Annotated in this window: 18 protein-coding genes; 3 read left to right on the forward strand and 15 right to left on the reverse strand. The window is 64.7% G+C overall.

Going from position 1 to position 22,617, the window contains the following annotated elements:
- Positions 1-219 precede the first annotated feature (219 nt).
- From SO140_RS33530 to SO140_RS33565, 8 genes are all read right to left on the reverse strand, one after another.
- The gene (locus SO140_RS33530; protein ID WP_449379111.1) at positions 220-669 is read right to left on the reverse strand and encodes a c-type cytochrome; all 450 of its coding nucleotides are present in this window, start codon (positions 667-669) and stop codon (positions 220-222) included.
- A 180-nt stretch (positions 670-849) separates the two neighbouring features.
- A complete protein-coding gene (locus tag SO140_RS33535) occupies positions 850-3,159 on the reverse strand; it encodes a xanthine dehydrogenase family protein molybdopterin-binding subunit (protein WP_449379110.1) in 2,310 nt (769 codons plus the stop codon).
- Between the two features lie 145 nt (positions 3,160-3,304).
- Positions 3,305-3,649, reverse strand: coding sequence for a DUF1127 domain-containing protein (locus tag SO140_RS33540; protein WP_449379109.1), 345 nt, complete (start codon positions 3,647-3,649; stop codon positions 3,305-3,307).
- Between the two features lie 309 nt (positions 3,650-3,958).
- Entirely contained in the window at positions 3,959-5,485 is a 1,527-nt protein-coding gene (gene murJ, locus SO140_RS33545; protein ID WP_449379108.1) for a murein biosynthesis integral membrane protein MurJ, read from the reverse strand.
- Positions 5,486-5,701: 216 nt separating this feature from the next.
- Positions 5,702-6,853, reverse strand: coding sequence for a DegT/DnrJ/EryC1/StrS family aminotransferase (locus tag SO140_RS33550; protein WP_449379118.1), 1,152 nt, complete (start codon positions 6,851-6,853; stop codon positions 5,702-5,704).
- A gap of 51 nt (positions 6,854-6,904) precedes the next feature.
- On the reverse strand, positions 6,905-7,909 hold the full coding sequence (locus tag SO140_RS33555; RefSeq protein WP_449379107.1) for a Gfo/Idh/MocA family oxidoreductase: 1,005 nt from the start codon (positions 7,907-7,909) through the stop codon (positions 6,905-6,907).
- A 182-nt stretch (positions 7,910-8,091) separates the two neighbouring features.
- Positions 8,092-9,504 (reverse strand): mannose-1-phosphate guanylyltransferase/mannose-6-phosphate isomerase, encoded by a 1,413-nt coding sequence (locus SO140_RS33560; RefSeq protein WP_449379106.1) that lies wholly within the window; start codon positions 9,502-9,504, stop codon positions 8,092-8,094.
- Between the two features lie 7 nt (positions 9,505-9,511).
- A complete protein-coding gene (locus tag SO140_RS33565) occupies positions 9,512-10,501 on the reverse strand; it encodes an NAD-dependent epimerase (RefSeq protein ID WP_449379117.1) in 990 nt (329 codons plus the stop codon).
- A 212-nt stretch (positions 10,502-10,713) separates the two neighbouring features.
- Between SO140_RS33565 and SO140_RS33570 the strand changes: the two genes are divergently transcribed.
- Together SO140_RS33570 and SO140_RS33575 are read left to right on the forward strand one after the other, a co-directional pair.
- Positions 10,714-11,673 carry a lysylphosphatidylglycerol synthase transmembrane domain-containing protein gene (locus SO140_RS33570; protein ID WP_449379105.1) on the forward strand — a complete coding sequence of 320 codons (960 nt, stop codon included), beginning with the start codon at positions 10,714-10,716 and terminating at the stop codon, positions 11,671-11,673.
- 35 nt (positions 11,674-11,708) lie between these two features.
- Positions 11,709-12,704: an MraY family glycosyltransferase gene (locus tag SO140_RS33575; protein ID WP_449379116.1), complete on the forward strand. Its 996-nt coding sequence runs from the start codon at positions 11,709-11,711 to the stop codon at positions 12,702-12,704.
- Positions 12,705-12,722: 18 nt separating this feature from the next.
- Here SO140_RS33575 and SO140_RS33580 read toward each other — a convergent pair whose 3' ends face one another.
- From SO140_RS33580 to rfaD, 6 genes are all read right to left on the reverse strand, one after another.
- Entirely contained in the window at positions 12,723-13,670 is a 948-nt protein-coding gene (locus SO140_RS33580) for an NAD-dependent epimerase/dehydratase family protein (RefSeq protein ID WP_449379104.1), read from the reverse strand.
- Positions 13,667-14,887, reverse strand: coding sequence for a glycosyltransferase family 4 protein (locus SO140_RS33585; protein ID WP_449379103.1), 1,221 nt, complete (start codon positions 14,885-14,887; stop codon positions 13,667-13,669). Before SO140_RS33585 ends, SO140_RS33580 begins: the two co-directional genes overlap by 4 nt.
- A 2-nt stretch (positions 14,888-14,889) precedes the next feature.
- Positions 14,890-16,800 (reverse strand): SDR family NAD(P)-dependent oxidoreductase, encoded by a 1,911-nt coding sequence (locus SO140_RS33590; protein WP_449379102.1) that lies wholly within the window; start codon positions 16,798-16,800, stop codon positions 14,890-14,892.
- A gap of 84 nt (positions 16,801-16,884) precedes the next feature.
- On the reverse strand, positions 16,885-18,171 hold the full coding sequence (locus tag SO140_RS33595; protein WP_449379101.1) for an O-antigen ligase family protein: 1,287 nt from the start codon (positions 18,169-18,171) through the stop codon (positions 16,885-16,887).
- Positions 18,168-19,640, reverse strand: a complete 1,473-nt coding sequence (gene rfaE1 / locus SO140_RS33600) for a D-glycero-beta-D-manno-heptose-7-phosphate kinase (RefSeq protein WP_449379115.1) — start codon at positions 19,638-19,640, stop codon at positions 18,168-18,170. Before rfaE1 ends, SO140_RS33595 begins: the two co-directional genes overlap by 4 nt.
- 25 nt (positions 19,641-19,665) lie before the next feature.
- Positions 19,666-20,646, reverse strand: coding sequence for an ADP-glyceromanno-heptose 6-epimerase (rfaD, locus tag SO140_RS33605; RefSeq protein WP_449379100.1), 981 nt, complete (start codon positions 20,644-20,646; stop codon positions 19,666-19,668).
- Positions 20,647-20,856: 210 nt separating this feature from the next.
- Between rfaD and waaF the strand changes: the two genes are divergently transcribed.
- Positions 20,857-21,927 (forward strand): lipopolysaccharide heptosyltransferase II, encoded by a 1,071-nt coding sequence (gene waaF / locus SO140_RS33610; RefSeq protein WP_449379099.1) that lies wholly within the window; start codon positions 20,857-20,859, stop codon positions 21,925-21,927.
- Positions 21,928-22,072: 145 nt separating this feature from the next.
- Here the strand turns inward: waaF and SO140_RS33615 are convergent, their stop codons facing one another.
- Positions 22,073-22,375, reverse strand: a complete 303-nt coding sequence (locus tag SO140_RS33615; protein ID WP_449379098.1) for a hypothetical protein — start codon at positions 22,373-22,375, stop codon at positions 22,073-22,075.
- Positions 22,376-22,617 lie beyond the last annotated feature (242 nt).

The raw sequence follows: 22,617 nt of genomic DNA on the forward strand, positions 1-22,617 counted from the left end.
TCCTTCGAACAAGGAGATGATCTGAAATGATCTAACAACCACTCATCCTTGACCAAGCCCATACAAGTATTCCAGAGACGCCAGACGTTCCTTACACCGCCGCGGCGTACTGGATCGCCCGCTTTCGCTTTCGCGGGCGATGACAGCGCAGATGTGATGCGCGCATGCCACGATTCGGTGATCGCGAAGAGAGCTGCCGGAGCGGCAACGCCCGCCCCGCTACTTCAACTTCACGCGATAGGTTTCGTGGCAGTCGGTGCAGCGATCATTCATGCTGGTGTAAGCGGCCTTCAGGCTCGCGAGGTCCTTGACCTTGCCCTTGACGTCCGCGATCGCCTTCTGCACCGGCGGAATCTTGGAGTCGAAATCAGCCTTGTTTTGCCAGACTTTTGGCGACGCGCCGTAGGTCGCGTTCACGACGTCCTGCTTGGGATTGACCTCGAAGGTCTTGGCGATCTTGGCGACATCGGTCTCGAGGTTGGCAATCGCCTCGTCGACGGCCTTCTGGTTGTAGGGGATCTCGCCTTTGGTCATCTTCAGGATGACGCCATACATGCTCTTGGCCTGCGAGCGCATCAGATTGTCCTGCTGAACGGCAATCTCCTGCTGCGCCATCACGGCGCCCGCACCCAGCAACAAGGTGCCCACGACAATAATCGTCCGTTTCATCTGGTATTTCTCCGGGCTCGCAGACGTTTCAAGAGCATGATCCGGGAAAAGTGTGACGCGGTTTTCCGAAAAAGATCATGCTCAAACACTCAGAACCACGCTCCGCATTGCGGGAGGCACGGCCCATCCCTGAATAGAACCCCGCCGCGGGGTTTTATTCCCGCATGCGGAGATCACGTATCAAAGGCTGTGACGGCGATGGTGCTCGGTGATCGCGATCCACACCCGCTCCGGCGTTGCCGGCATGTCGATGTGGTCGATCTTGTATTCGCGCCAGAGGCCATCGACGATGGCATTGACGACCGCGGGGCACGAGCCGATCGCACCGGCTTCGCCCGCACCCTTCACCCCCAGCGGATTGGTCTTGCAGGGAACGTTGTGGGTCTCGAACACGAAGGCCGGACCATCGGCCGCGCGCGGCAGCGCGTAGTCCATGTAGGTGCCGGTGACGAGCTGGCCGTCACCCGCGCCATAGACCACCTGCTCCATCAGCGCCTGGCCGATGCCCTGCATGGCGCCGCCATGCACCTGGCCGGCGAGCAGCAGCGGATTGAGCGTCTTGCCGAAATCGTCGACGATCACGTAGTTGACGATCTTGATCACGCCGGTGGCCGGGTCGATCTCGACCTCCGCCAGATGCGTGCCGTTCGGATAAGTGCCGTCGGCGCTGGCAAAGGTCGCGCTGCCGTTCATCTTCGATGGGTCGGCGCCGGGGCGCTTGGCGAGATCGGCAAAGGAGATTGAGCGGTCGGTGCCGGCGATACGGATTGCGCCGCCCGAGATCTCGAGGTCGCCGGCGCTTGCCTCCAGCGCCTGCGCCGCGATCTCCTTCAGCTTGTTGCCGAGCTCCCCCGTGGCACGTTCCACGCAGACGCCGCCTGTCGGGATCGAGGCCGAGCCGCCGGTGCCGAGGCCGGTCGCGATCTCGTCGGTGTCACCCTGGCGGATATGCACGCGCTCCGGCGGCAGGCCGAACTGCTCGGCAACGATCTGGGCGTAAGCCGTCTGGTGCCCCTGCCCGCTCGACTGCGTGCCGATCAGGACGGTGACGTCGCCGTTGGGGTCGAGCCTGACATTGGCGGTCTCCTCCCCCATCACGCCGCAGATCTCGACGTAGCTCGCCAAGCCAATGCCGCGGACCAGGCCCTGCTTCTTGGCCGCCTTGGCGCGCTTTGGAAACTCCTTCCACTCCGCGATCTCCATCGCGCGCTTCAGATGCGCGGCGAAGTCGCCGGAATCGTAGATCTTGCCCGTCGCGGTCTTGTAAGGCAGCGCCTTCGGCTGGATGAAGTTCTTGCGGCGGATGGCGTCCGGCGTCATGTCAAGTTTTCGCGCGCACGCGTCCACAAGGCGCTCGATGACGTAAGCGGCCTCGGGACGGCCCGCGCCGCGATAGGCATCGACCGGCACACTGTGGGTGAACACCGTGCGCACCCGGCAGTGGAAGGCCTGGATGTCGTAGAGGCCCGGCAGCATGCCGGCGCCACCATGCGGGATATAGGGCCCGAAGGTCGACAGATAGGCGCCCATGTCGCCCATCAGGTCGCAATCCATGGCGAGGAATTTGCCGTCCTCGGCCAGCGCCATCTTGGCGGTGGTGACGTTGTCGCGGCCCTGCGCGTCGCCCATGAAATGCTCGGAGCGGTCGGCCGCCCATTTCACGGCCTTCTTCAGCTTTCGCGCCGCGACCGCCATCAACGCGTATTCGCGGTACGGAAACAGCTTCGTGCCGAAGCCGCCGCCCACATCCGGGCAGATCACCCGCATCTTGTCAGTCGGGATGTTGAGCACGTTCTGGCAGAGGATGTCGCGCAGGCGGTGGCTCCCCTGGCTGCCGACCGTCAGCGTCAGATGGTCGCGTTTGGCGTCGTATTCGCAGACCGCTGCACGCGTCTCCATGAAGCTCGCGACCACGCGCGGATTGACGATGGAGATTTCGGCGACCGCATGCGCTTTCGCAAAGGCAGCTTCGGTTGCGGCCTTGTCGCCGATGGAGACGTCGAACAAGACGTTGCCGTGCTTGTCCGGCCAGACCTGCGGTGCGCCCTGCTTCACGGCGTTGACGACGCCCGTCACCGCCGGCAGCGGCGCCCACTTGACCTCAATCGCCTCGATCGCGTCGCGGGCCTGATCGATGGTCTCGGCCACCACGAAGGCGATGGAATCGCCGACATGGCGCACCTCGTCCTTGGCGAGGATCGGGTAAGGCGGGCCGGTGAACGGATCGGTCTCGAGGTTGAACAGGCACGGCAGATTGCCGAGATCCCCGACGTCGTCGGCGGTCAGGATCAACGCGACGCCGGGCAGCGTGCGGGCGCGACTCACATCGATGGTGTATTTGGCATGCGCGTGCGGCGAGCGCAGCATCAGGCAGCGCAAGGCCGCGTGCGGCGCATAGTCGTCGGTGTAGCGGCCCTTGCCGCGGATCAGTACGTCATCCTCCTTGCGCAGCACGCTTTGGCCAACGCCGAACTTGATGGGAGCAGCCATGTTCTCTCCATGCCCTCATGGTTGTTTTGCCGTATATTGCAGCGGAACGGCGGGCAGCGCAAACGGCTTTACCATGCAAGATGGCCGCAGGCCGGGCAAAGCGCCGCGCCCCCGCGCGGATGGCGGGGGCAGGACGATTGATCTGTCACATCCCCCCACGGCTCCATAGATGCCTCGTGCTATCTCTAAGCGTATCGATAGCCCGTTCAGGTGTGAGGTAGTCAATCTCGCCGCGCGTCAAGCCAATATCCATCAGCTCCCTGTCACTCAGGTCCTGCAAGCTGGCTCGCAAGCTCTCGCGCTGGCGTTGCTCCTGAAACGCACGCCAATATCGCTTGAGCAGGCTTAAGACGCGCCCCGTCGCTGCGGCCGCTCCAGCACCGTCCTTTTCCGACAAAGTGTCGTCCAGCGTTGCAATGGAGAGGTCGAGGCGGAGCGCCGCGGCATCGCGCTCGGTCTCGGATGTGATGTTCGTCTGTTGGGGTGGCATCGGATGCTCCTGCTGTTGTGCCGGCAGGGAGCGTGGCCAAACAAAAGGCCCCGTCCGATGCCGGCGGGGCCTTTGTGAAAAGATGTCGTCGTCGAATTCCTAGCGCGCGACTCCTTCCACGGCCCAGCCGAAGCGGGTCATGTCCTTGAAGTTGACGTTGCGCACTACTTTGTTCATGAGGCGCCAATACCACGGGAATCGTGCAAAATCAAGGGATGTGCGGAGGTCCGATGCATCCTAGAGGCGAGAACCTCGAACCGGCGCATTCGTCCCCCGTAAAACGGACACAACGAATCTATTGGAGTTCGCCTAGCCGCGCACCAGCGAGACCAGCCAGCGGCGGCCAAACAGCACGAGGATCGCGAGGGCGTAGACGATCGTGCCCCCGACGGCCAACAGGACCAGCGTCAGTTCGTCGTGGAAGCGCATCGGGGCAAGATAGGCACCGCCGAAGCGCGCGATCAGCCAGAAGGCGGCTGCCAGGACTAATCCGGTCAGCAGGAATTTGACGAGCGACAACAGCCAGGCGCGATCCGGCACGAGAAAGCCTCGTCGCACCGCGAAGAAGAGCACCAGCAGCAGATTGGTCCAGACGCCAACGGCGGTTGCCAGCGCCAGGCCGATCTGGGCGAGCGATCCCATCAAGGCGACCTTCAGGGCGACGTTGACCGCGATGCCGGTCAGCGATGCCCGAACCGGCGTCGCCGTATCCTTGCGCGCGTAGAAAGTCGCGACCGCGCTACGGATCAGCACGAAGGGAATCAGGCCGATCGCATAGGCCGCGAGCGTCGCGCCCGCGGCTGCCGCATCGGCCTTGGAGAAGGCACCACGGGCGAACAGCGCGCGCATGATCGCCTCGGGCACGGTGATGAAGGCCGCGACGAAGGGCACCGAGAACAGCAGCGTGAAGTCGAACGCGCGGCGCTGCGCCTTCATCGCGCCATCATGGTCGTTGGCCGTGATCCGCCGTGACATCTCCGGCAGCAGCACTGTGCCGATGGCGATGCCGATGACGCCGATCGGTAGCTGGTTGAGGCGATCGGCATAGTAGAGCGCCGACAGCGCGCCTGCGGGCAGGAAGGTCGCGATGATGGTGTCGGCGAACAGTGCGACCTGCGTGCCCATCGAGCCCAGCGTCGCCGGGCCCAGCGCCTTGAAGAAGCTGCGGACATCCTCATCGAGCCTCAGCGGCGCAAAGCGCGGCAGGCCGCCATGGCGCGCGAGATCACCCGCGAGCAGGAAGTACTGAAGGAAGCCCGAAATCAGGACGCCCCAGGCGGCAGCGTGCCCTGCGCTCGGAAACCAGGCGGCCAGCGCCAGCGTCATCATCATCGAGACGTTGAGGAAGATCGACGCAGCCGCGGCGCTTGCAAAGCGCTGCATCACGTTGAGCATGCCGCCGTAGAGCGTCACCAGCGTGATCAAAAGCAGATAGGGGAAAGTGATCCGGGTCAGCTCGATCGCGAGCTTGCGCTGCTCGGCGTCCTCACTAAAGCCTGGCGCCAGGATGCTCATGGCCTGCGGCATGAACAGCCAGGCGACAATCAGCAGCATGAGCTGGGATGCGAGCAGCAGCGTGAAGATGCGGTCGGCGAACAGTCTTGCGGCCGCCTCGCCCTTCTCGCCATGGACATGGGCATAGGCCGGCACCCAGGCGGCGTTGAAGGCGCCTTCGGCAAAGATCGCGCGGAAATGATTGGGCAGCCGCAGCGCCACGAAGAAGGCGTCGGCAACGGGGCCGGCGCCCAGGATCGCCGCGAGCATGATGTCGCGGGCAAACCCCGTCAGCCGCGAGAGCAGCGTATAGCCGCCAACTGTGAAGATGCGTCCAAGCATGCGTCCGTTTTAGAGCATGGCCAGATTAGGTCTAGGTGCAAGCCGCGCGGCGAAGTTGCGCCCCCTCCCCCGCTTGCGGGGGAGGGTTGGGGAGAGGGTATCTCCGCAAACGAGAACCCCCAAGAGTATAGAGCCCTCAGTCGGATTGCTTCGCAATCCGACCTCTCCCGCAAGCGGGAGAGGTACCCCCAAGGTGGCACCACAAAATCAGGACAATCAGGTTGAAATCGCGCCGCGCACGGCGGCGATGATTCGCTCCTGGGCCGCTTCGTCGAGATAGGCGTGCATCGGCAGGCTGATGACGTCCTCCGACAGGCTCTCGCAGGCCGGCAGGCCGCCGTCGGCGACCGGATAGTGCCTGTAGGCGGTCTGCTGATGCATGGACTTCGCATAGTAGATCGCGGTCGGCACGCCCTGGGCCTTCAGTGCGGCGGCAAAGCCGTCGCGGTCGGTGCCCTTAGGCAGGCGGATGGTGTACTGCGCCCAGACCGAGGTGCACCCGGGCGCAAGTCGCGGAACGGTGACGACGTTGGACAGGCCACGGGCATAGCGTTCGGCCACCTTGTTGCGCGCCGCGATCTCGTCGTCGAAAATCTTGAGCTTCTCGATCAGGATTGCGGCCTGCATGGTGTCGAGCCGGCCGGTCAGGCCGAGGCGCACGTTGTCGTACTTGTCCGCGCCCTGGCCGTGGACGCGGATGCTGCGCAGCGTGTGCGCGAGCTCGTCATCATCGGTGAAGATGGCGCCGCCGTCGCCGAAACAGCCGAGCGGCTTGGCCGGGAAGAAGCTGGTCGTGGTTGCCAGCGCCAGCGTGCCGAGCTTGCGGTCCTTGTAGCTCGCGCCAAAACTTTGCGCGGCGTCGTCGATCACGAACAGGCCCTCGGCCTCCGCAATCGCGGCAATGGCGTCGTGATCGGCGGGCTGTCCGAACAGATCGACCGGAATGATCGCGACAGGCCTCAAGCCGGCCTTCCGGGCGGTCGCAATGCCGCGCTTCAGGGACTCGGCACTCATGTTGAAGGTCGCCTCATCCACATCGACGTAGACCGGCGTAGCACCGGTCCGCGCCGCCGGCGAAGCGGTTGCAATGAAGGTGAACGACGGACACAGCACGGCATCGCCGGGCCCGACGTTCTTCGCCATCAGCACCATCAGCAGCGCATCGGTGCCGCTGGCGCAGCCCACCACATGCTTGGCGCCGCAATAGGCCGCGAGCTGCTTCTCGAGCTCGGTGACCTCCGGTCCGTTGACGAACTGGCAATGGTCGAGGACGCGCGTGACGGCGGCATCGAGCGAAGCGCCGAGCCGGCGGCGCTGCGCGCCGACATCGATGAAGGGAATGGGATCGGAACGCAGATGCTGGTTCATGGCGCCTTGCGGGTTGTCTGGCAGATTCTGGGTGGTCGACATCGAGACGGATCAGCCGGCGACGCGGCGCGGCCCCTTGCGGGCCGCGGATGCCGCCGCGGGACGGCTCGGCGCCTCCAGGCAGCGCGTCGCGATCTCGAGGCTCGCAACGCCCTCATCGCCGGTCACCGCCGGCGTCTCGCCATGGCGCACCGCGTTGAGGAACGAGATCAGCTCGGCACGCAGCGGCTCGTCATGGCCGACCGGCAGATGCCGCATCGAATAGGCGCCGTCCGGCTTGAAGCCGAAGCATTCGGTGACCTGGCGCGTCAACAGATCGCCCATGACGTATTTGCCGCGCGTCGCGACCGTGACGCTGCGCGCCTTGAACGGCGTCAACCAGTTGGTGTTGATGTGGGCAAGCACACCCGACGCGGTGCGGAACTGCAACAGCGCGATGTCCTCGCGCTCGGCGACCGCGCTCGACAATTGCGGCTGCACCTCGACGATATCGGACTCGGTGAACCAGCGGATCAGGTCGATGTCATGCACGGCGAGGTCGATCACCACGCCGACATTCGACATGCGCGGCGGGAACGGACCGACGCGCGTGATCGCGATCGACAGGATGTCCTCGCCCGCGATCGCCTGCTTGACCGCAGCGACCGCCGGATTGAAGCGCTCGACATGGCCGACCATCAGCGTCACGCCAGCCTCGCGCGCAGCAGTGACGATCTCGCGCCCCTCTTCCACGGAAGACGCGATCGGCTTCTCGACCAGCAGGTGGACCTTCCTGGCGATGCAGGCGAGCGAAATCTCGTGGTGCAGATGGGTCGGCGCCGCAATCGTGACGGCATCGACGCCTTCGGAGACGAGCTGATCGAGCGTCTCGAAGCACTGGCAATTGGCAAGCTCGGTCGCACGCACGCGGTGCGCCGGCGAGGGATCGACCACACCGACCAGGCTGACGCCGGGAAGCCCCGCGAGCACGCGCGCGTGGTTGCTGCCCATCACGCCCGCGCCGATGACACCGACGCGCAAGCCGGCCTTGGCCGGTGCAGATCCTTTGGAACTCATCTGATCGAACCCCGATTCAACCCAAATCCCCGGCGCCACTCCTAGCACGGCGCCACATTTGTGGCGAATGCCGAGATAGTAGACCGGACACGATTTGATTCAAAAAATTACACGTTCCCCGGGCCTTAGGCCACGATCGGAGGCCGGCCTTGAGCCCGGATCACGCGATTCGGAGTTGCTGGTTACGACCTTTGATAGTCGTCTTCAATCCGGATGATATCGTCTTCCCCGAGATAGCTGCCGGTCTGGACCTCGATCAGCTCCAGCATGATTTTACCGGGGTTCTCCATCCGGTGCACCGCGCCCATCGGGATGTAGATCGACTCGTTCTCGTGCACCGTCTTGACGGTCTCGTTCACGGTGACCCGGGCCGCGCCGCGGACCACGATCCAGTGCTCGGCGCGATGATGATGCTTCTGGAGCGACAGCCGCCCGCCCGGCTTCACCACGATGCGCTTGACCTGGTGACGTTCGCCATTGTCGACCGACTGATAGCTGCCCCAGGGGCGATGCACCTTGAGATGCTCCTCAGTGACCTTCGGGGCCACCGTCTTCAGCTTGGTCACGAGGCGCTTGAGGCCGTTGGCATCCTTCTGGCGCGAGACCAGCACGGCATCGGCGGTCGCCACTACGACGAGATCGTCGACACCTTCGAGCGCGACCAGCGCAGAGTCGGTCGTGACGTTGCAATTGCGCGAATCCTCGAACACGGCAGTGCCGTGCGCGGCATTGCCTTGTGCATCCTTCTCCGAGAGCTCCCATACCGCAAGCCAGGAGCCGACATCGGACCAGCCACACGACACCGGGACGACGGCGGCACGCGTGGTCTTTTCCATCACCGCATAGTCGATCGAGATCGCCTTGGCGGAACCAAACGCCTTCGGCTCGAGCGTCACGAAGCCGAGATCGCGGCCAGAATTGGCGACGGCCTCGGAGACCGCCTGCACGCTCGTCGCATCGACCTTGCGATATTCGTCAAGCAGCACGGCGGCCGGGAACATGAAGTTGCCGCTGTTCCAGAGATAGCCCGAATTGACGTAGTCGGCCGCCTTCGCCGCGTCCGGCTTCTCGACGAATTTCGTGACCGCGCGCACCTCGCCCGCGATCACGTCACCGGGGTTGATGTAGCCATATTCGGTCGCCGGCCGTTCCGGCTTGACGCCGAAGGTGACGATGTGCCCTTCGCCCGCGGCAACGAGCCCCTGCCGGCACGCCGCGACGAACGCGGCGTTGTCGCGCACGACATGATCGGCGGCGAGCGCTAGCACGATCGCCGCGTTGTCGCGGCCCTGCGCAAAGGCGGCGCCGGCCGCAATCGCAGGTCCCGAGTCGCGCCGCATCGGCTCCAGCAGCACATCGGCCTCGACGCCAATCTCGACGAGCTGCTCCAGCACCATGAAGCGATAGGCCGCATTGGTGATGACGATCGGGCGATCGAACAGCGCGCCATCAGAGACGCGCAAGAGCGTGTCCTGGAACGTCGAGCGCGTGCCGAACAGCGGCAAAAACTGCTTGGGCCGCACCTCGCGCGAAGCCGGCCACAGCCGCGTGCCCGCGCCGCCGCACATGATCAGTGGAATAATGCGTTTGTCCATCATCATCTCAAACCTTGTAGTAGTCGCGATACCAGCCCACGAAATTCCGGACACCGATCTCGATCGGCGTTGATGGTGCGAACCCCGTGTCACGCATCAGATCCCCGACATCGGCAAAAGTCTCCAGTACGTCTCCCGGCTGCATCGGCAACAGATCCTTGACAGCCGTCCGGCCCAGCTCCCTTTCCAGCAGTCCGACGACGTGCATCAGCTCTTCCGGATGGTGGTTACCGACATTGTAGAGCCGTGACGGCGCATTTGCGGCGGCCGGGTTATCCACCGGAACACGATCAATTAGTTTGGATACTACACGCGTGACGTCGTCAACATAGGTGAAGTCGCGCCGCATCCTGCCATGGTTAAAGAGCCGGATCGGCCTGCCCTCCATGATGGCGTTTACAAACAGAAACATGGCCATGTCGGGCCGGCCCCAGGGGCCGTAAATGGTGAAGAAGCGCAAGCCCGTGACCGGCAGCCGGTACAGATGGCTGTAGGACTGCGCCATCACCTCATTGGCCTTCTTGGTCGCGGCGTAGAAGCTTACGGGATGGTCTGTTCCGTCCCCGATGGCAAATGGCAGTTTTGTGTTGGCGCCGTAAACGGAGGATGACGAAGCATAGACGAGATGACGACAGCCATTGTGCCGGCAGCCCTCGAGCACGTTGAGAAAGCCCTGAAGATTGGAATCGACGTAGGTCTGCGGATGATCGATCGAGTAACGCACGCCGGCCTGAGCGGCCAGATGCACGACGGTCGCGAACCGGTGCTGCGCAAATAGGTTCGCAATCGTGTCGCGATCGGCGAGATCGGCCTGGACGAAGGAAAAGCCGCCATGCCGCTGCAACACCTCCAGCCGCGCCCGCTTCAAGGCCGGATCGTAATAGCTGTTGAGATTATCGAGCCCGACGACCGGCCGGTCTTCGGCCAGAAGCTGCCGGGCGACGTGAAAACCGATGAAGCCGGCCGCGCCCGTGAGCAAAATTGCCTGATCTGCCATCATGTTCCCAAATCGTCCGCCGCCGCCTCTTTAGCCGCCGCGTCAAGGGGGCGGCAATAGCTACCGCGGCCTCTCACGACAGCTTCTCACGACGGCTTCTCACGACAGCTATTGCAAGATCGGCGCCAAGACCATACCAAAGCGGCCGAATTCGGCGCAGGGCGTCGGGTTACGCCAACTCTGAAGAAACCCCCTGTTCAAACGCGGGCGAGATGCGCCGAATCCTGCTTTCTGCGGCCAAGATCATCGTTTCCGGGGCGCTGCTCTATCTGGCGCTGCGCAAGGTGAACCCTTCCGATCTGTTGTCACGTTTCACCGTGAGCAGCCTGTACTGGATCGCGCTCGCGATCGCGGTGACGTTCCTCCAGATCTTCGTCGGTGTGCTGCGCTGGCGTGAGATCAGCGCGGAGTGCGGCGCGCCGCTCGAGCTCGAGCGCGCCATGCGCTACAACGTGATCGGAACCTTCTTCAACCAGACCCTGCCCTCGGCGATCGGCGGCGATGCCGTCCGGCTCTGGCTGGTCGCCCGCGCTGGCGCCGGCTGGCGTGCAGCGACCTATTCGATCTTCGTCGATCGCGCGATCGGCCTGATCGCGCTCGCGATCGTCATCGTCGCCAGCCTGCCGTGGAGCTATCGCCTCATCAACGATGCCCAGGGTCGCTCGGCACTGTTGCTGCTGGACTTTGCCGCGCTCGGGGCCGGTCTCGGCTTCCTGCTGCTCGGTGCCCTGAACTGGCCATGGCTGAAGCGCTGGTGGGGCACCCACCACATTCATGCCTGCGCAGTGATCGCCAACCGCGCCATCTTCAACCGTTCGCGCGGGCCGATCGTCACGATCCTGTCGCTGCTCGTTCACGTGCTCACCGTCGTGATCGCCTGGTGCGTCGTGCAATCGATCACGGCGCCCGTCAGTTTCGGCGAGACCTTCCTGCTCATTCCGCCAGTGATGCTGATCACCATGATGCCGATTTCGATCGCCGGCTGGGGCGTGCGCGAAGCGACCATGGGCCTTGCCTTCGGCTTTGCGGGCCTCGCAGCCAATGAGGGCGTCAACGTCTCGCTGCTGTACGGTGCGGTGTCCTTCATCGTCGGCGCGTTCGGCGGACTGCTCTGGATCTTCAGCGCGGAGAAAGCCCAGCAGGGATCGGCGCCGATAGGGGTTGCGGAGTGAGCACGTTCGCTTCGGGACCTGCAACGGCGGCGGGGATGTTTCTGCTCGTCCTCCTACCTGCCGCCCTGGCCGCGCTGCTCTCGGCCTGCATCACCTGGCGGAGCATGCCCCTGCTGCAACGTTACGCGCTGGCTCGGCCAAATGCGCGCTCCTCGCATCGGATCCCGACGCCGCAGGGTGCCGGCATCGCAATTGTCGCTGCGACCCTGCTGGTCGCCTCGCTTTGGGCCGCCTGGTTGAATGCATCCGTTCCGCTGGTTTTGATCGCGGCCACGGTGGTGATTGCGCTGGTCGGCTTTGCCGATGATGTCAAATCCCTTCCCGTCCTGGTTCGTCTCGTGCTGCAGGCCGCCGCCGCCGGAGCCGTCGTATTCGCGACGCCGGACAACTTGCGGATCATCCCGGCGCTGCCGCTGGATTTCGAGCGCGGCCTGATCCTGCTCGCCGGCGTGTGGTTCGTGAATCTCGTGAACTTCATGGACGGGCTCGATCTGATGACGGTGTCGGAGGTGGTCCCCATCACCGCCGCGCTGGCCCTGCTCGGATGGCTCGGCGAGCTGCCGCTGCCGGCCGCGTTCGTCGCGGCGGCGCTGTGCGGCGCCATGGCCGGATTTGCGCCATTCAACCGACCCGTCGCAAAGGTGTTCTTGGGCGATGTCGGCAGCCTGCCGATCGGGCTCCTGCTCGGCTGGTGCCTGCTGGGGCTTGCCTGGCATCAGCAGATCGCCGCGGCGCTGCTGCTGCCCGCCTACTACCTTGCCGATTCCACCGTCACGCTGTTCCGGCGCATTGCACGGCGGGAGCCGTTCTGGTCGGCGCATCGCTCGCATTTCTATCAGCGTGCCACCGACAATGGCTTCACGGTGTCCCGCGTCGTCAGCGAGGTGTTCGCGCTCAACCTCCTACTCGCGCTGCTCGCGATTCTCACGATCAAGGCCGCCTCGACGACGGTCACGACGCTGGCGCTGCTTGCGGGCGCCGTCGCGGTCGGCTTCGTGCTGCGCAGGTTTTCTCAGGTTCGGGCGGGCTGAGGCGACGCCGGCGGCATGTCAGGTGCCCTGGGGCGACAGCGCCAGTCGCAGTCCCTCGTCGAGCGACACCTCCGGCCGCCAGCCGGTCGCGATCGCCTTCGATACGTTCAGCTCGAGCGAGCCGATCAGGCTGTCATGGGTGTCCTGGCGGCCGATGACCCCGAGCACCGAGCCCAAGAGATCCTGCGGGACCGCGAACAGCCGCGGCCGCTTGCCCGCGGCATTGGCCAGCCTCTCGATGAACTCGGGAGTCGAGACCTGCTCCTTGTCGGCGATCAGGAAGATCTCGAAATTGCTCGCGGGATCGGGATGGGTGAGCCGGCGCAGGATGAACGACGAGAGGTTTTGCACGGCAAGGAAGGCGCGATGATTGCGGATCGCGGCGAACGGAAGCGGCAATCCGAGATTGACCGCCCGGCTCAGCAGCGCAAAATTGCCCTTGGCACCGGCGCCATAGACCAGCGGCGGCCTGATCACCGAAACCTTCATGTCGCTGTCGCGCGCCAGCGTCTTGAGACCTGCCTCGGCAGCCGCCTTGGACATGCCATAGAGCCCCCGCGGGGTCAGGATGTCGTCCTCGCTGAACGGCGCGCGGCCCTCATTGCTGCGGCCGTGAACGAGCACGGTGCTGATGAAGATGAACTGGCGCACGCCGGCCGCAGCCGCCGATCGCGCCAGATGCAGGGTGCCGGCGATGTTGATGTTGCGATAGAGCTGGACCGCGTGCTCCTCGTGCTTGTGGTGAACGCGGGCGGCAAGGTGGACGACGGCATCGACACCGTCGAGCGCGGCCTGCCAGTTGGTTTCGGGACCGATCGTTTCGACGACGACCTCGCCATCCAGCCCCTCAGGGCTGCGCACCGCGCGGCGGACCGACCACCCCTGGTCGACGAGGGCGGGCGCGACGTGGCGCCCAACAAAGCCGCTGGCGCCCGTCACCAGCACAACCGGCTTTCGCTCGCTCATCGTTGCCCTGCCAGTTCCGGATTGCGCAACAATTCGTCCATCACGCCAGCATAGGCATCCATGGCCGTGACGCGATCGAATTTTGTGGCGGCCTTCACCGCCCGGTCCACAATGGCCTTGGCGTCGGCCCCGGCCGCCGCGCGGATCGCATCCGCCAGCTCCTCGGGGCGGCCCGGCGCCACCACCCAGCCCAACCCGTTTTCGACCACTGTCAACGCAGCCTCCGCCTCAGGCTCGGAAACCAGCACTACCGGACGACCGACGGCCAGCAGATTATAGAATCGGCTCGGCACCGACACACCCGCGACGTTCTTCCGATAGGGGATGATCCAGACGTCGGCGGCCGCGAGAAACGCCTCGAGCTCGGCGTCCTCGACGCGCGGCACGAAGGAGACATTCGGCAAGCTCGATTCCGCCTGCAACTGCTTCAGCCGCTCGAACCCGATCCCCCAGCCGGAGAGCAGGAAGTGGATGTCCGTCTGCTGCCGCAACAGGCGCGCGGCCTCGAACACGATCTCCGGATCGTGCGTGAAACCGAGATTGCCCGACAGCCCGACAACGAAGCGGGCCGGCACCGCGCGGCGGAAGGGATTGTCCACCGAGACCGGACGCAGCGCAGGAGCGAGCGTCGCCCAGTTCGGGATGAAGCGAATCTTGTTCGCGGTCATGCCGTGGTAGCGCAGCAGCGGTCCCTCGGCGTCACGGCCAATGGTGATGACGGCATTGAGCGCGCGGAACATCAAAGCGTTGGCGGCACGGATCACGCGGGTCACGATCGAGCGCGGCTTGAGCAGGCCCGCCATCACCAGCACGTCGGGAAACAGATCGTGCATGATCAACGCGGAGCGCGCGCCCTTCAGCCTTGCAGCCGCCGCGACCGCATAGGGCAGCATGAACGGCGCAGTCACGGTGAGCACGACATCGCCGCGCCTCAAAACCTTCGTCAACGCGAGGAAGGTGCGCAGCGCGAACAGGATCTCGGCACGAGCGCGCCGGACCAGCGCCGCCTTTCCGGTCATCCGGTTCTTGACGGCAACGACGCGCGGCTTGCCGGGTCCGGTCTGCGAGGCCGGCAGCTCGCCGGGCATGCCGGACAGCACAACGACCTCATGGTCCACGGCCAGACGGCACGCGATCTCCGCCATGATCGTCGCCGTGGTGCTGGGATCCGGCGGATAATGCTGGCTCGCGACCACGATCTTGCCTTGAGACTGCATGGTCAGGCCGCAGTCGATCCGAATTCCGGAACGGCATCCTTCAGGATGGTCCTGATGGTGGCGCGATCGTCGCGTGCGATCGCCTGCTCCAGCGCGGAGGTCCATTTGCGCAGGGTCTGCATCGGCGGCTCGTTGGGCCGCGCTGCCATAATGCCGGCAATGCCGATCTCGACGGTCGGCTCCTCGGACGCGAACAGGATCTCGTTCAAGCGCTCGCCGGGCCGCATGCCGCTGAACACGATCTCGATGTCGTAGCCGGGCTGCAGGCCGGAGAGGCGGATCATGCGCTCGGCGAGATCGACGATCTTGACCGGCTGGCCCATGTTGAGCACGTAGACCGAAACGTTCGAGCGCTCGGCCCCGAGCGCGTGGGTCGCAGCCGTGATCACGAGGTCGCAGGCCTCGCGGATGGTCATGAAGTAGCGGACCATGTCGGGATGCGTGACCGTGACCGGACCGCCGGCATCGATCTGCGCCTTGAATTTCGGTACCACCGAGCCGTTCGAGGCGAGCACGTTGCCGAAGCGCACCGAGATCAGCCGCATCGGCGACTTGTCTCCGCCCTGCGACCCCAGATCGTGATCGAGCGCCTGGCAGTACATTTCCGCAAAACGCTTGGTCAGGCCGAGCATCGAGACCGGCTCGATCGCCTTGTCGGTCGAGATCATCACCATGGCCTCGGCGCCGGCGGCAAGGGCGGCGTCCGCCACGTTGATCGAGCCGAAGATGTTGGTCTTGACCCCCTCGCTCCAGTCGCGTTCCAGGATCGGCACGTGCTTGAGCGCGGCGGCATGGAACACGATGTCCGGCTTGAACTCGGCCATCAGGCGCATGACGCGTTCGCGATCGCGGATGTCGGCGATCCGGCCTTCGATCGTCGCCGCAGAACCCTGCGCCGCAAGCGCTTCCGTGACCGCGTAGAGCGCCGGCTCGGAATTCTCGATCACCAGCAGGCGCGCAGCACCGAAGGCGACGACGCGCTCGCAGATTTCCGAACCGATCGAGCCGCCGCCGCCGGTGACGATTACGGACTTGTCCCTGATCAGGGTTTCCAGACGCGCATAGTCGATCTTCTCGCTCGGCCGCAGCAGGAGGTCCTCGACCGCGACCGCCGTGAGCCGCGGCGTGTCGCCGCTCTCCAGCGACGGCATGCGGTTGACGATCACGCCGAGCTTGCGCGCCCGCATCAGGATCGATTCCGGATGGGCTTCGGGCTCGAACGCGGACGGCGTCATCACGACACGGGCAATCGGCTTGTTGCGCTTGGCAAAGTCGCCAATGACGTCCTCGATGTCGTCGATGCCGCCCAGCACCGGCACATTGCGGATCAGCTGGCCGCGATCGGAGCTCGACGGCGACAGCACGCCGACCGGCCAAATGCGCTTGATCGCCCCGCTCTCGATGCCGCGCAAGAGCACCTCAGCGTCCGCCGCACGGCCGATCAGCAGCGTCGGCGAGGCATCCTCGATCCGGGCGTGACGCCGCACCCGCGTATAGCGGAAGTAACGATAGGTCAGGCGCAGCGCGCTGAGGAAGGAGATCTCCAGGAACCAGTAGAGGATGATGGTCACCTTGCCGAGGAAGAAGGTGCCGTGGACGTTGGGTGCGAGGAAGATGTAGTCCAGCACGAGCAGTGCGAAGGTGAGCACGGTCGCAACGCGGATGATGTTTAGCGCATCGGGCAGCGAGATGAAGCGCCATTTCGTCGTGGTCAGGTTGAAGACGTAAAACACGACCACGCTGAAGGCGAGGAACCCTGGCAGGATCTTCAGCAGCAGCGGCAAACGGGCGAAGAACAGCTCCCCGCCCTCGAAGCGCAGATAGAAAGCGACGAACAGCGCCGCCGTGGTCGCCAGGAGGTCGTGGAGTGCGATCAGGAAATTGCGCAAGGTAAGATGCGAAAGACGCGTCATCCGCCGACCGATGAATATCCAGTTAGATGCAACCTGACCGCGCTGATAGCCCATCTCGTCGAGACATGCCAGCCGCCCGACCGCTCAGGAACCAGCTTCCCCCACCTTCGGGTCAGCTTGTCGCGCGCGGATCACCATGCCACCGGCAACGCCGACGCCGATGACGTACATCCAGCCCTCGTGGAAGTCGAACAGATGGGAGTTGAATAGCGAAGTGAAGATATTCTGCACCACGACCAACAGGCCGATCCAGTTGGCAAGTCCGTCGCCGCGAAACAGCAGAAGGTGCAGGAGCCAGATCGCATAGAGGACGACGATGCCGATGACGCCCCATTGCACGGCGACATTCAGCGTCTGGTTATGCGGATTGCCGATCACCTCGGCAGAAGCCTGGTAGCGCCCACTGGGCGTGGCGACCTGCTCGAACAATCCGCGCGTCGAGCCGGTGCCGTGCCCCATGACCGGAGCCTCCGCGAAGAAACCGAGGGATTTTCGCCAGAATTCGAGCCGCAGCCCGAGCGAGGTCGGCTCGCCCCTCTCCTTGTAGCCACGATAATCGCTGGCGAAGCTGTCGGCGGTCTTGCGCAATTGCGGCGAGATCTGCCAGGCGAGCGCAGCGCCAGCGAGCAGAGCGGCGGAGATGATCGCGATGCTGCGCCATTTCAGGTGCAAAAATGCGAACACCGCGAACATGATCGGCACGGTGACGAGCGCGGTGCGCGACACCACGACGAAGGCCATGTTGGCGAAGAAGCTCAGCGCGAGCGCCGTGAGCAGGACGGCGAGCCCGTATCGCTTCTCACGCAGCAGCATCACGACCGGATAGGCGAGCGCGACCGCGCACAGCGTGAATTCCTGGCTCTGGTCGATGTAGTTCTTGACGAAGATGCCGCGCTCGACGTTTCCGGGCTTGATCGAGAGTGCGGGATTGAAGGCGACCAGCCAGGACATCACCGACAACAGCGCGCAGGAGACCAGGAAGGCGACGAACACCCACCGTCCGCGCGAGGAGCGTTCGAAATGATAGAGCAGAACCGGCAGCACGAGCAGCTTGACGGTCGGGTTCACGGCGTAGAGCCGCGCGCCCCACGCCGCATCCGACCACAGCGTTCCGACCAGCGCGAGCACGAACAGCGCGATCGGCGCCGCACAGATCGGCCGCTTCAACGATTGCAGGAAATCCCTGACGTCGAGAAATGGCACCATGCAGACGAGCATGAGGGCATTGAAGATCGCGGCCAGCGAGGTCGACCAGGGCAGCGAGGCCGCGGTCAGCACCGCGAACAGGTCCACGGTCTCGCCCCACGCAGCGGGGCTGCGCAAGCGGCGGAGCATCATCGCACCGGTGGTTTCCCGCGCCAGCGTCGTCACGTCGTCCCTCCCCGCGCCCGGTTGACGAGTGCGGTCGTGCTGAATCCCCTGAGGATGTCGACCAGCACCACCGTTCCGCCCGCGGCTTCGACCACCTCATGGCCGACCACCTGCTCGCGGGTGTAGTCGCCGCCTTTCACCAGCACGCTTGGCTTGATATCGGTGATCAGATTGATCGGCGTATCCTCTTCGAAGATGACGACGAGGTCGACGGCTTCGAGTGCGGCCAGCACCTCGGCCCGCGCGCGTTCGTTCTGCACCGGCCGGTCCTCGCCCTTCAGCCGCCGCACCGAGGCGTCGCTGTTGAGGCCGACGACGAGGCGGTCACAGGCCGCGCGCGCCGCGGTCAGCACCTTGACGTGGCCGGGATGCAGGATGTCGAAGCAGCCATTGGTGAAACCGACGCGAAGGCCCTGCTTGCGCCAGTCCGCCAGCTGCTCGGCAAGCGCGCTGGGGGCGAGCACGATCTTTTCCTCGGCCGCGAGATAGGCATGCGGCAGGATTTTTCGCCGCAGCTCGGCCGCACTCACGTTCGCGGTGCCCTGCTTGCCGACCGCGACCGCAGCGGCGGCACTGGCCATGCGCAGCGACGTATCCCAATCGGCGCCTGTCGCGAGCGTCGCGGCAAGCGCGGCAGCGACGGTGTCGCCGGCGCCCGAGACGTCGCGCACCTTCGCCGGATAGGCCGGCACGTGGACCGCCTCGCCCTCGCGCGGCACCAGTGTCATGCCGTGCTCGCTTTGCGTCACCAGGATCGCCTCGCAATCGGCAAGCCGCATCACGTCCTGCGCGGCTTCGGTGATGCTCCCGACTGTGTCGGCGCGGCTGCGGGTCGCCTCGGCAAATTCCCTGCGGTTGGGCGTGAGCAGGGTGGCGCCGCGATAGATCGCCCAGTTGAGGCTCTTGGGATCGACGATCACGCGCTTGCCGAGTTTGCGCGCGGCGTCGATCACGTTACGGATCACGCGCGCGGTCAGCACGCCCTTGGCGTAATCGGAGAGCAGCACGATGTCGGCGCGCGAGATCTGCGGCAGGATCGCCTCGATCAGCTTCAGCTCGATTTCGGGGGAGGCCGGCACCGCCTGCTCCCAGTCGGCGCGCAGCATGTGGGTGGAAAAATGTTCGGAGACGAAACGCACTTTCCGCGTGGTCGGGCGCGAGGGATCGCTGACCAGCACGCTTTCAATGCGGGCGATCTCCGTCAGCGCGCCCTTGAGCCGCGCCCCCGCCTCGTCCTCGCCGACCAGCGCGACGAAGATGCAGCGCGCGCCGAGGGACGCGATGTTGCGCGCCACGTTACCGGCGCCGCCGATATGGGTCTCGCTGCGCTGCGCGACGATGACGGGCGCCGGCGCCTCCGGCGAAATCCGCGAGACCTCGCCATAGACGAATTCGTCGAGCATGAGATCGCCGATGCAGAGCACCGTGCGGCCAGCGACGGCCTCCGCGAGCGTATCGAAATCGAAGATGGGCGTCTGCATGGTCCTCAACGCCTCAGCGGAAACGGTCGGGCCGGTCAAGGTAGCCCCTGACATAGGCCGTCACCGCATCTTCGAGCGCCGTGAAGCCGCCGTTATAGCCGGCGCGGCACAGGCGATCGACCTCGCTCTGGGTGAAATACTGATAACTGTCCCGGATCGTCTCGGGCATATCGATGTATTCGATGTTGGGCCTCGTGCCGAGCGCCGCGTAGGCCGCGAGCATCATGTCCTTGAAGCTGCGCGCCTTGCCGGTTCCTACGTTGAACAGCCCGCAGACCGAGGGCGTTGCAAGGAGCCACATGATGACCCGCACGACGTCGTCGACATAGATGAAATCACGCCGCTGATCGCCGTCGGCAATGCCCTCGCGATGCGACTTGAACAATTGCACGACGCGGCCGGTCCTGATGTCGTCGAAGCGCTTCGCCAGCACGCTCATCATCGTGCCCTTGTGGTATTCGTTCGGGCCGAACACGTTGAAGAACTTGAGCCCCGCCCATTGCGGCGGCAGCTTGTCGCCGCGCGCGACGCGCCCGGCGACAGTGAGATCGAACAGATGCTTGCTCCAGCCGTAGAGATTCATCGGCCGCAACGCCTTCAGCGCGGCGAGCGAGGCGTCATCGCCGAAGCCCTCCGCGCCGTCGCCATAGGTGGCGGCTGATGAGGCATAGATGAACGGCACGGCGTTCGCCGTGCACCAGTCCAGAAGGCGCATCGAGAGACGGAAATTGGTCTCGACGACGAGATCGCCATCCGTCGCGGTTGTCTCGGAAATGGCGCCGAGGTGAATCACGGCATCGAGCTTGTGACCGCTCAGCCAGTCGATCAGTTCCGCGGGCGGCACGATGTCGGCGAGCTGACGCTTGGCGAGATTGCGCCATTTGCCCTCGTGGCCGAGGAGGTCGCAGACCGCCACGTCGCTGCGGCCCGCATCATTGAGCGCCGCCACGACGTTCGATCCGATAAAACCGGCCCCGCCGGTCACCAGCAACATTCAACCGTCCCTGCCCGATTTGCCAAATTCAGTGCGACTGACCAAGAAACTGTCCAAGAAACGACCCAAGAACCCGCCGCAAGCCCTGCCGTAGCGCATGATCCGCCAAAGTGTAAGCGGTTTTGGGGATCGGAACTGTCCCGCCTTGTCCTGCCTGTGCAGAGCGGCTACCGAACGGACCCTGTCGACGTCACCTGGGCCCCTTAACAAATGAACGAACATTCGCAATTTAGTGGATTTGAGGATCCGGCCGACACGCGGCCGATTCTGATCATCCCCTACATGTGGATCGGCGATTTCGTTCGGAACCATACCGTGGTGCGGGTCCTGAAGGAGCGCTGGCCGAATCGGCCGGTCGACCTCCTGACCACCCCGCTCTGCGCTCCGCTGGTCGATTACATGCCGGGCGTGCGAGAGGGGATCGCTTGGGACCTACCGCGCAGCCGGCTCGCCGTGACCAGACAATTCGGCCTCGCAAGGCTGCTGCGCGAGCGGAACTATAGCACCGCCCTGGTGCTGCCCCGGACCTGGAAGGCGGCCATCGCGCCCGCGCTGGCCGGCATCCCCGAACGGGTCGGCTTCGTCGGCGAATTCCGATTCGGCCTGATCAACCGCTGGCGCTGGGGCGAGAAACGGCTACCCCGCTTCATCGACAAGAACGCCTCGCTCGCCCAACCCGACGGCGCGCCGCTGCCGCCGGAATGGCCGGTGCCGCAATTGCGCGTTCCGCCCGAGGAGGTCGCACGCTGGCGCCAGACGAACGGCCTGACCGGGGTCACCGCAGTCGCATTGGGGCCGGGATCGGTCGGCGCCTCCAAGCGCTGGACTTACTATCCGGAAGCGGCCCGCCAGTTCGTGGAGAAGGGCCTGGAAGTCTGGGTGGTCGGCGGCCCCGGCGAGAAGGCCATGGCACAGGAGATCGTCGCTGCCGGTGGGCCGCGCGTGCGCGACCTGACCGGCACGGACTTGCGCAACGGCGTGCTCGCGATGGCGGCAGCCGGCGTTGCCATTTCCAACGACTCCGGACTGATGCACATCGCAGCCGCCCTGGGCACGCCGACCATGGGCATCTTCGGCCCGACCAGCCCTTACCTTTGGGCGCCGCTCAACGGCCTTGCCGCCACCGTCGTGCAGAACAAGTCGATCCTTTCCTGCCAGCCTTGCCAGAGCACGATCTGCCGGATGAACGGCCACCGCTGCATGCGCGACATCGCGGCCTCCGAGGTCGTCGCCATCGCGCAGCGCGTGCTCAGCGAAAGCGGCGCACGCGCCACGACGTGACAAGCGCACTGAAGCGGGATGGTTTTTGGTTGGAATCGGAAGTGAGTCGAGGATCCAGATCACCTCTCCCGAAGGGAGAGGTCGGATCGCATCGAAAGATGCGATCCGGGTGAGGGGTTACAGTCTCACTGAGCGCCGCAGCCCTTCACCCGGATTGCTGCGCAATCCGGCCTCTCCCCGCTCGGGAGAGGTGCCGGGCAACGACCTTCTCCGTCGACCGCCGACGGGGAAGGAAGAAACTATTGACGAGAATGGGATCGGTATCTCCGAGCGCTGTCCGCTCTTGGACCAGCAGGCCCATGACCGAGCGCATCTTCATGATCTCCTGCGCCACGAAGGCGCAGCTCTCATCCCGATTGATCTGATCACGCATGATGGCCTCAGCCTCAAGCATGCTCACGCGTAACGCCCTGATAAGTCTTCGGATTTCGTTGATGCGATTGTCCATAGCCATCTCCACTTCAGGGATGGCAGAATAAGAACAAAACATGAACAATGTGTCAAGGACGTCGAAAACCAACAAAGCCCGCGGCCGATGACACGGTGCGAGCCCGATCATTTCTGCGATGATGCCTGTTTGGCGATTTGCCCGACGCATCAACCAATTTCGCAAAACCCGCAAGTCGTCGCCCCACCCGTCACCGCTACTTTGCATGGGGTTGTTTTCGAGTTTTTTGTCCTGGCCCCCGA

It is taken from the genome of Bradyrhizobium sp. UFLA05-108, from assembly GCF_059803455.1.

What these genes read in the sequence shown, in the direction of transcription:
- SO140_RS33530 (WP_449379111.1), bottom strand. Translation starts at nt 669, where the DNA reads ATGAAACGGACGATTATTGTCGTGGGCACCTTGTTGCTGGGTGCGGGC.
- SO140_RS33535 (WP_449379110.1), bottom strand. Translation starts at nt 3,159, where the DNA reads ATGGCTGCTCCCATCAAGTTCGGCGTTGGCCAAAGCGTGCTGCGCAAG.
- SO140_RS33540 (WP_449379109.1), bottom strand. Translation starts at nt 3,649, where the DNA reads ATGCCACCCCAACAGACGAACATCACATCCGAGACCGAGCGCGATGCC.
- murJ (WP_449379108.1), bottom strand. Translation starts at nt 5,485, where the DNA reads ATGCTTGGACGCATCTTCACAGTTGGCGGCTATACGCTGCTCTCGCGG.
- SO140_RS33550 (WP_449379118.1), bottom strand. Translation starts at nt 6,853, where the DNA reads ATGAACCAGCATCTGCGTTCCGATCCCATTCCCTTCATCGATGTCGGC.
- SO140_RS33555 (WP_449379107.1), bottom strand. Translation starts at nt 7,909, where the DNA reads ATGAGTTCCAAAGGATCTGCACCGGCCAAGGCCGGCTTGCGCGTCGGT.
- SO140_RS33560 (WP_449379106.1), bottom strand. Translation starts at nt 9,504, where the DNA reads ATGGACAAACGCATTATTCCACTGATCATGTGCGGCGGCGCGGGCACG.
- SO140_RS33565 (WP_449379117.1), bottom strand. Translation starts at nt 10,501, where the DNA reads ATGGCAGATCAGGCAATTTTGCTCACGGGCGCGGCCGGCTTCATCGGT.
- SO140_RS33570 (WP_449379105.1), top strand. Translation starts at nt 10,714, where the DNA reads ATGCGCCGAATCCTGCTTTCTGCGGCCAAGATCATCGTTTCCGGGGCG.
- SO140_RS33575 (WP_449379116.1), top strand. Translation starts at nt 11,709, where the DNA reads ATGTTTCTGCTCGTCCTCCTACCTGCCGCCCTGGCCGCGCTGCTCTCG.
- SO140_RS33580 (WP_449379104.1), bottom strand. Translation starts at nt 13,670, where the DNA reads ATGAGCGAGCGAAAGCCGGTTGTGCTGGTGACGGGCGCCAGCGGCTTT.
- SO140_RS33585 (WP_449379103.1), bottom strand. Translation starts at nt 14,887, where the DNA reads ATGCAGTCTCAAGGCAAGATCGTGGTCGCGAGCCAGCATTATCCGCCG.
- SO140_RS33590 (WP_449379102.1), bottom strand. Translation starts at nt 16,800, where the DNA reads ATGACGCGTCTTTCGCATCTTACCTTGCGCAATTTCCTGATCGCACTC.
- rfaD (WP_449379100.1), bottom strand. Translation starts at nt 20,646, where the DNA reads ATGTTGCTGGTGACCGGCGGGGCCGGTTTTATCGGATCGAACGTCGTG.
- waaF (WP_449379099.1), top strand. Translation starts at nt 20,857, where the DNA reads ATGAACGAACATTCGCAATTTAGTGGATTTGAGGATCCGGCCGACACG.
- SO140_RS33615 (WP_449379098.1), bottom strand. Translation starts at nt 22,375, where the DNA reads ATGGACAATCGCATCAACGAAATCCGAAGACTTATCAGGGCGTTACGC.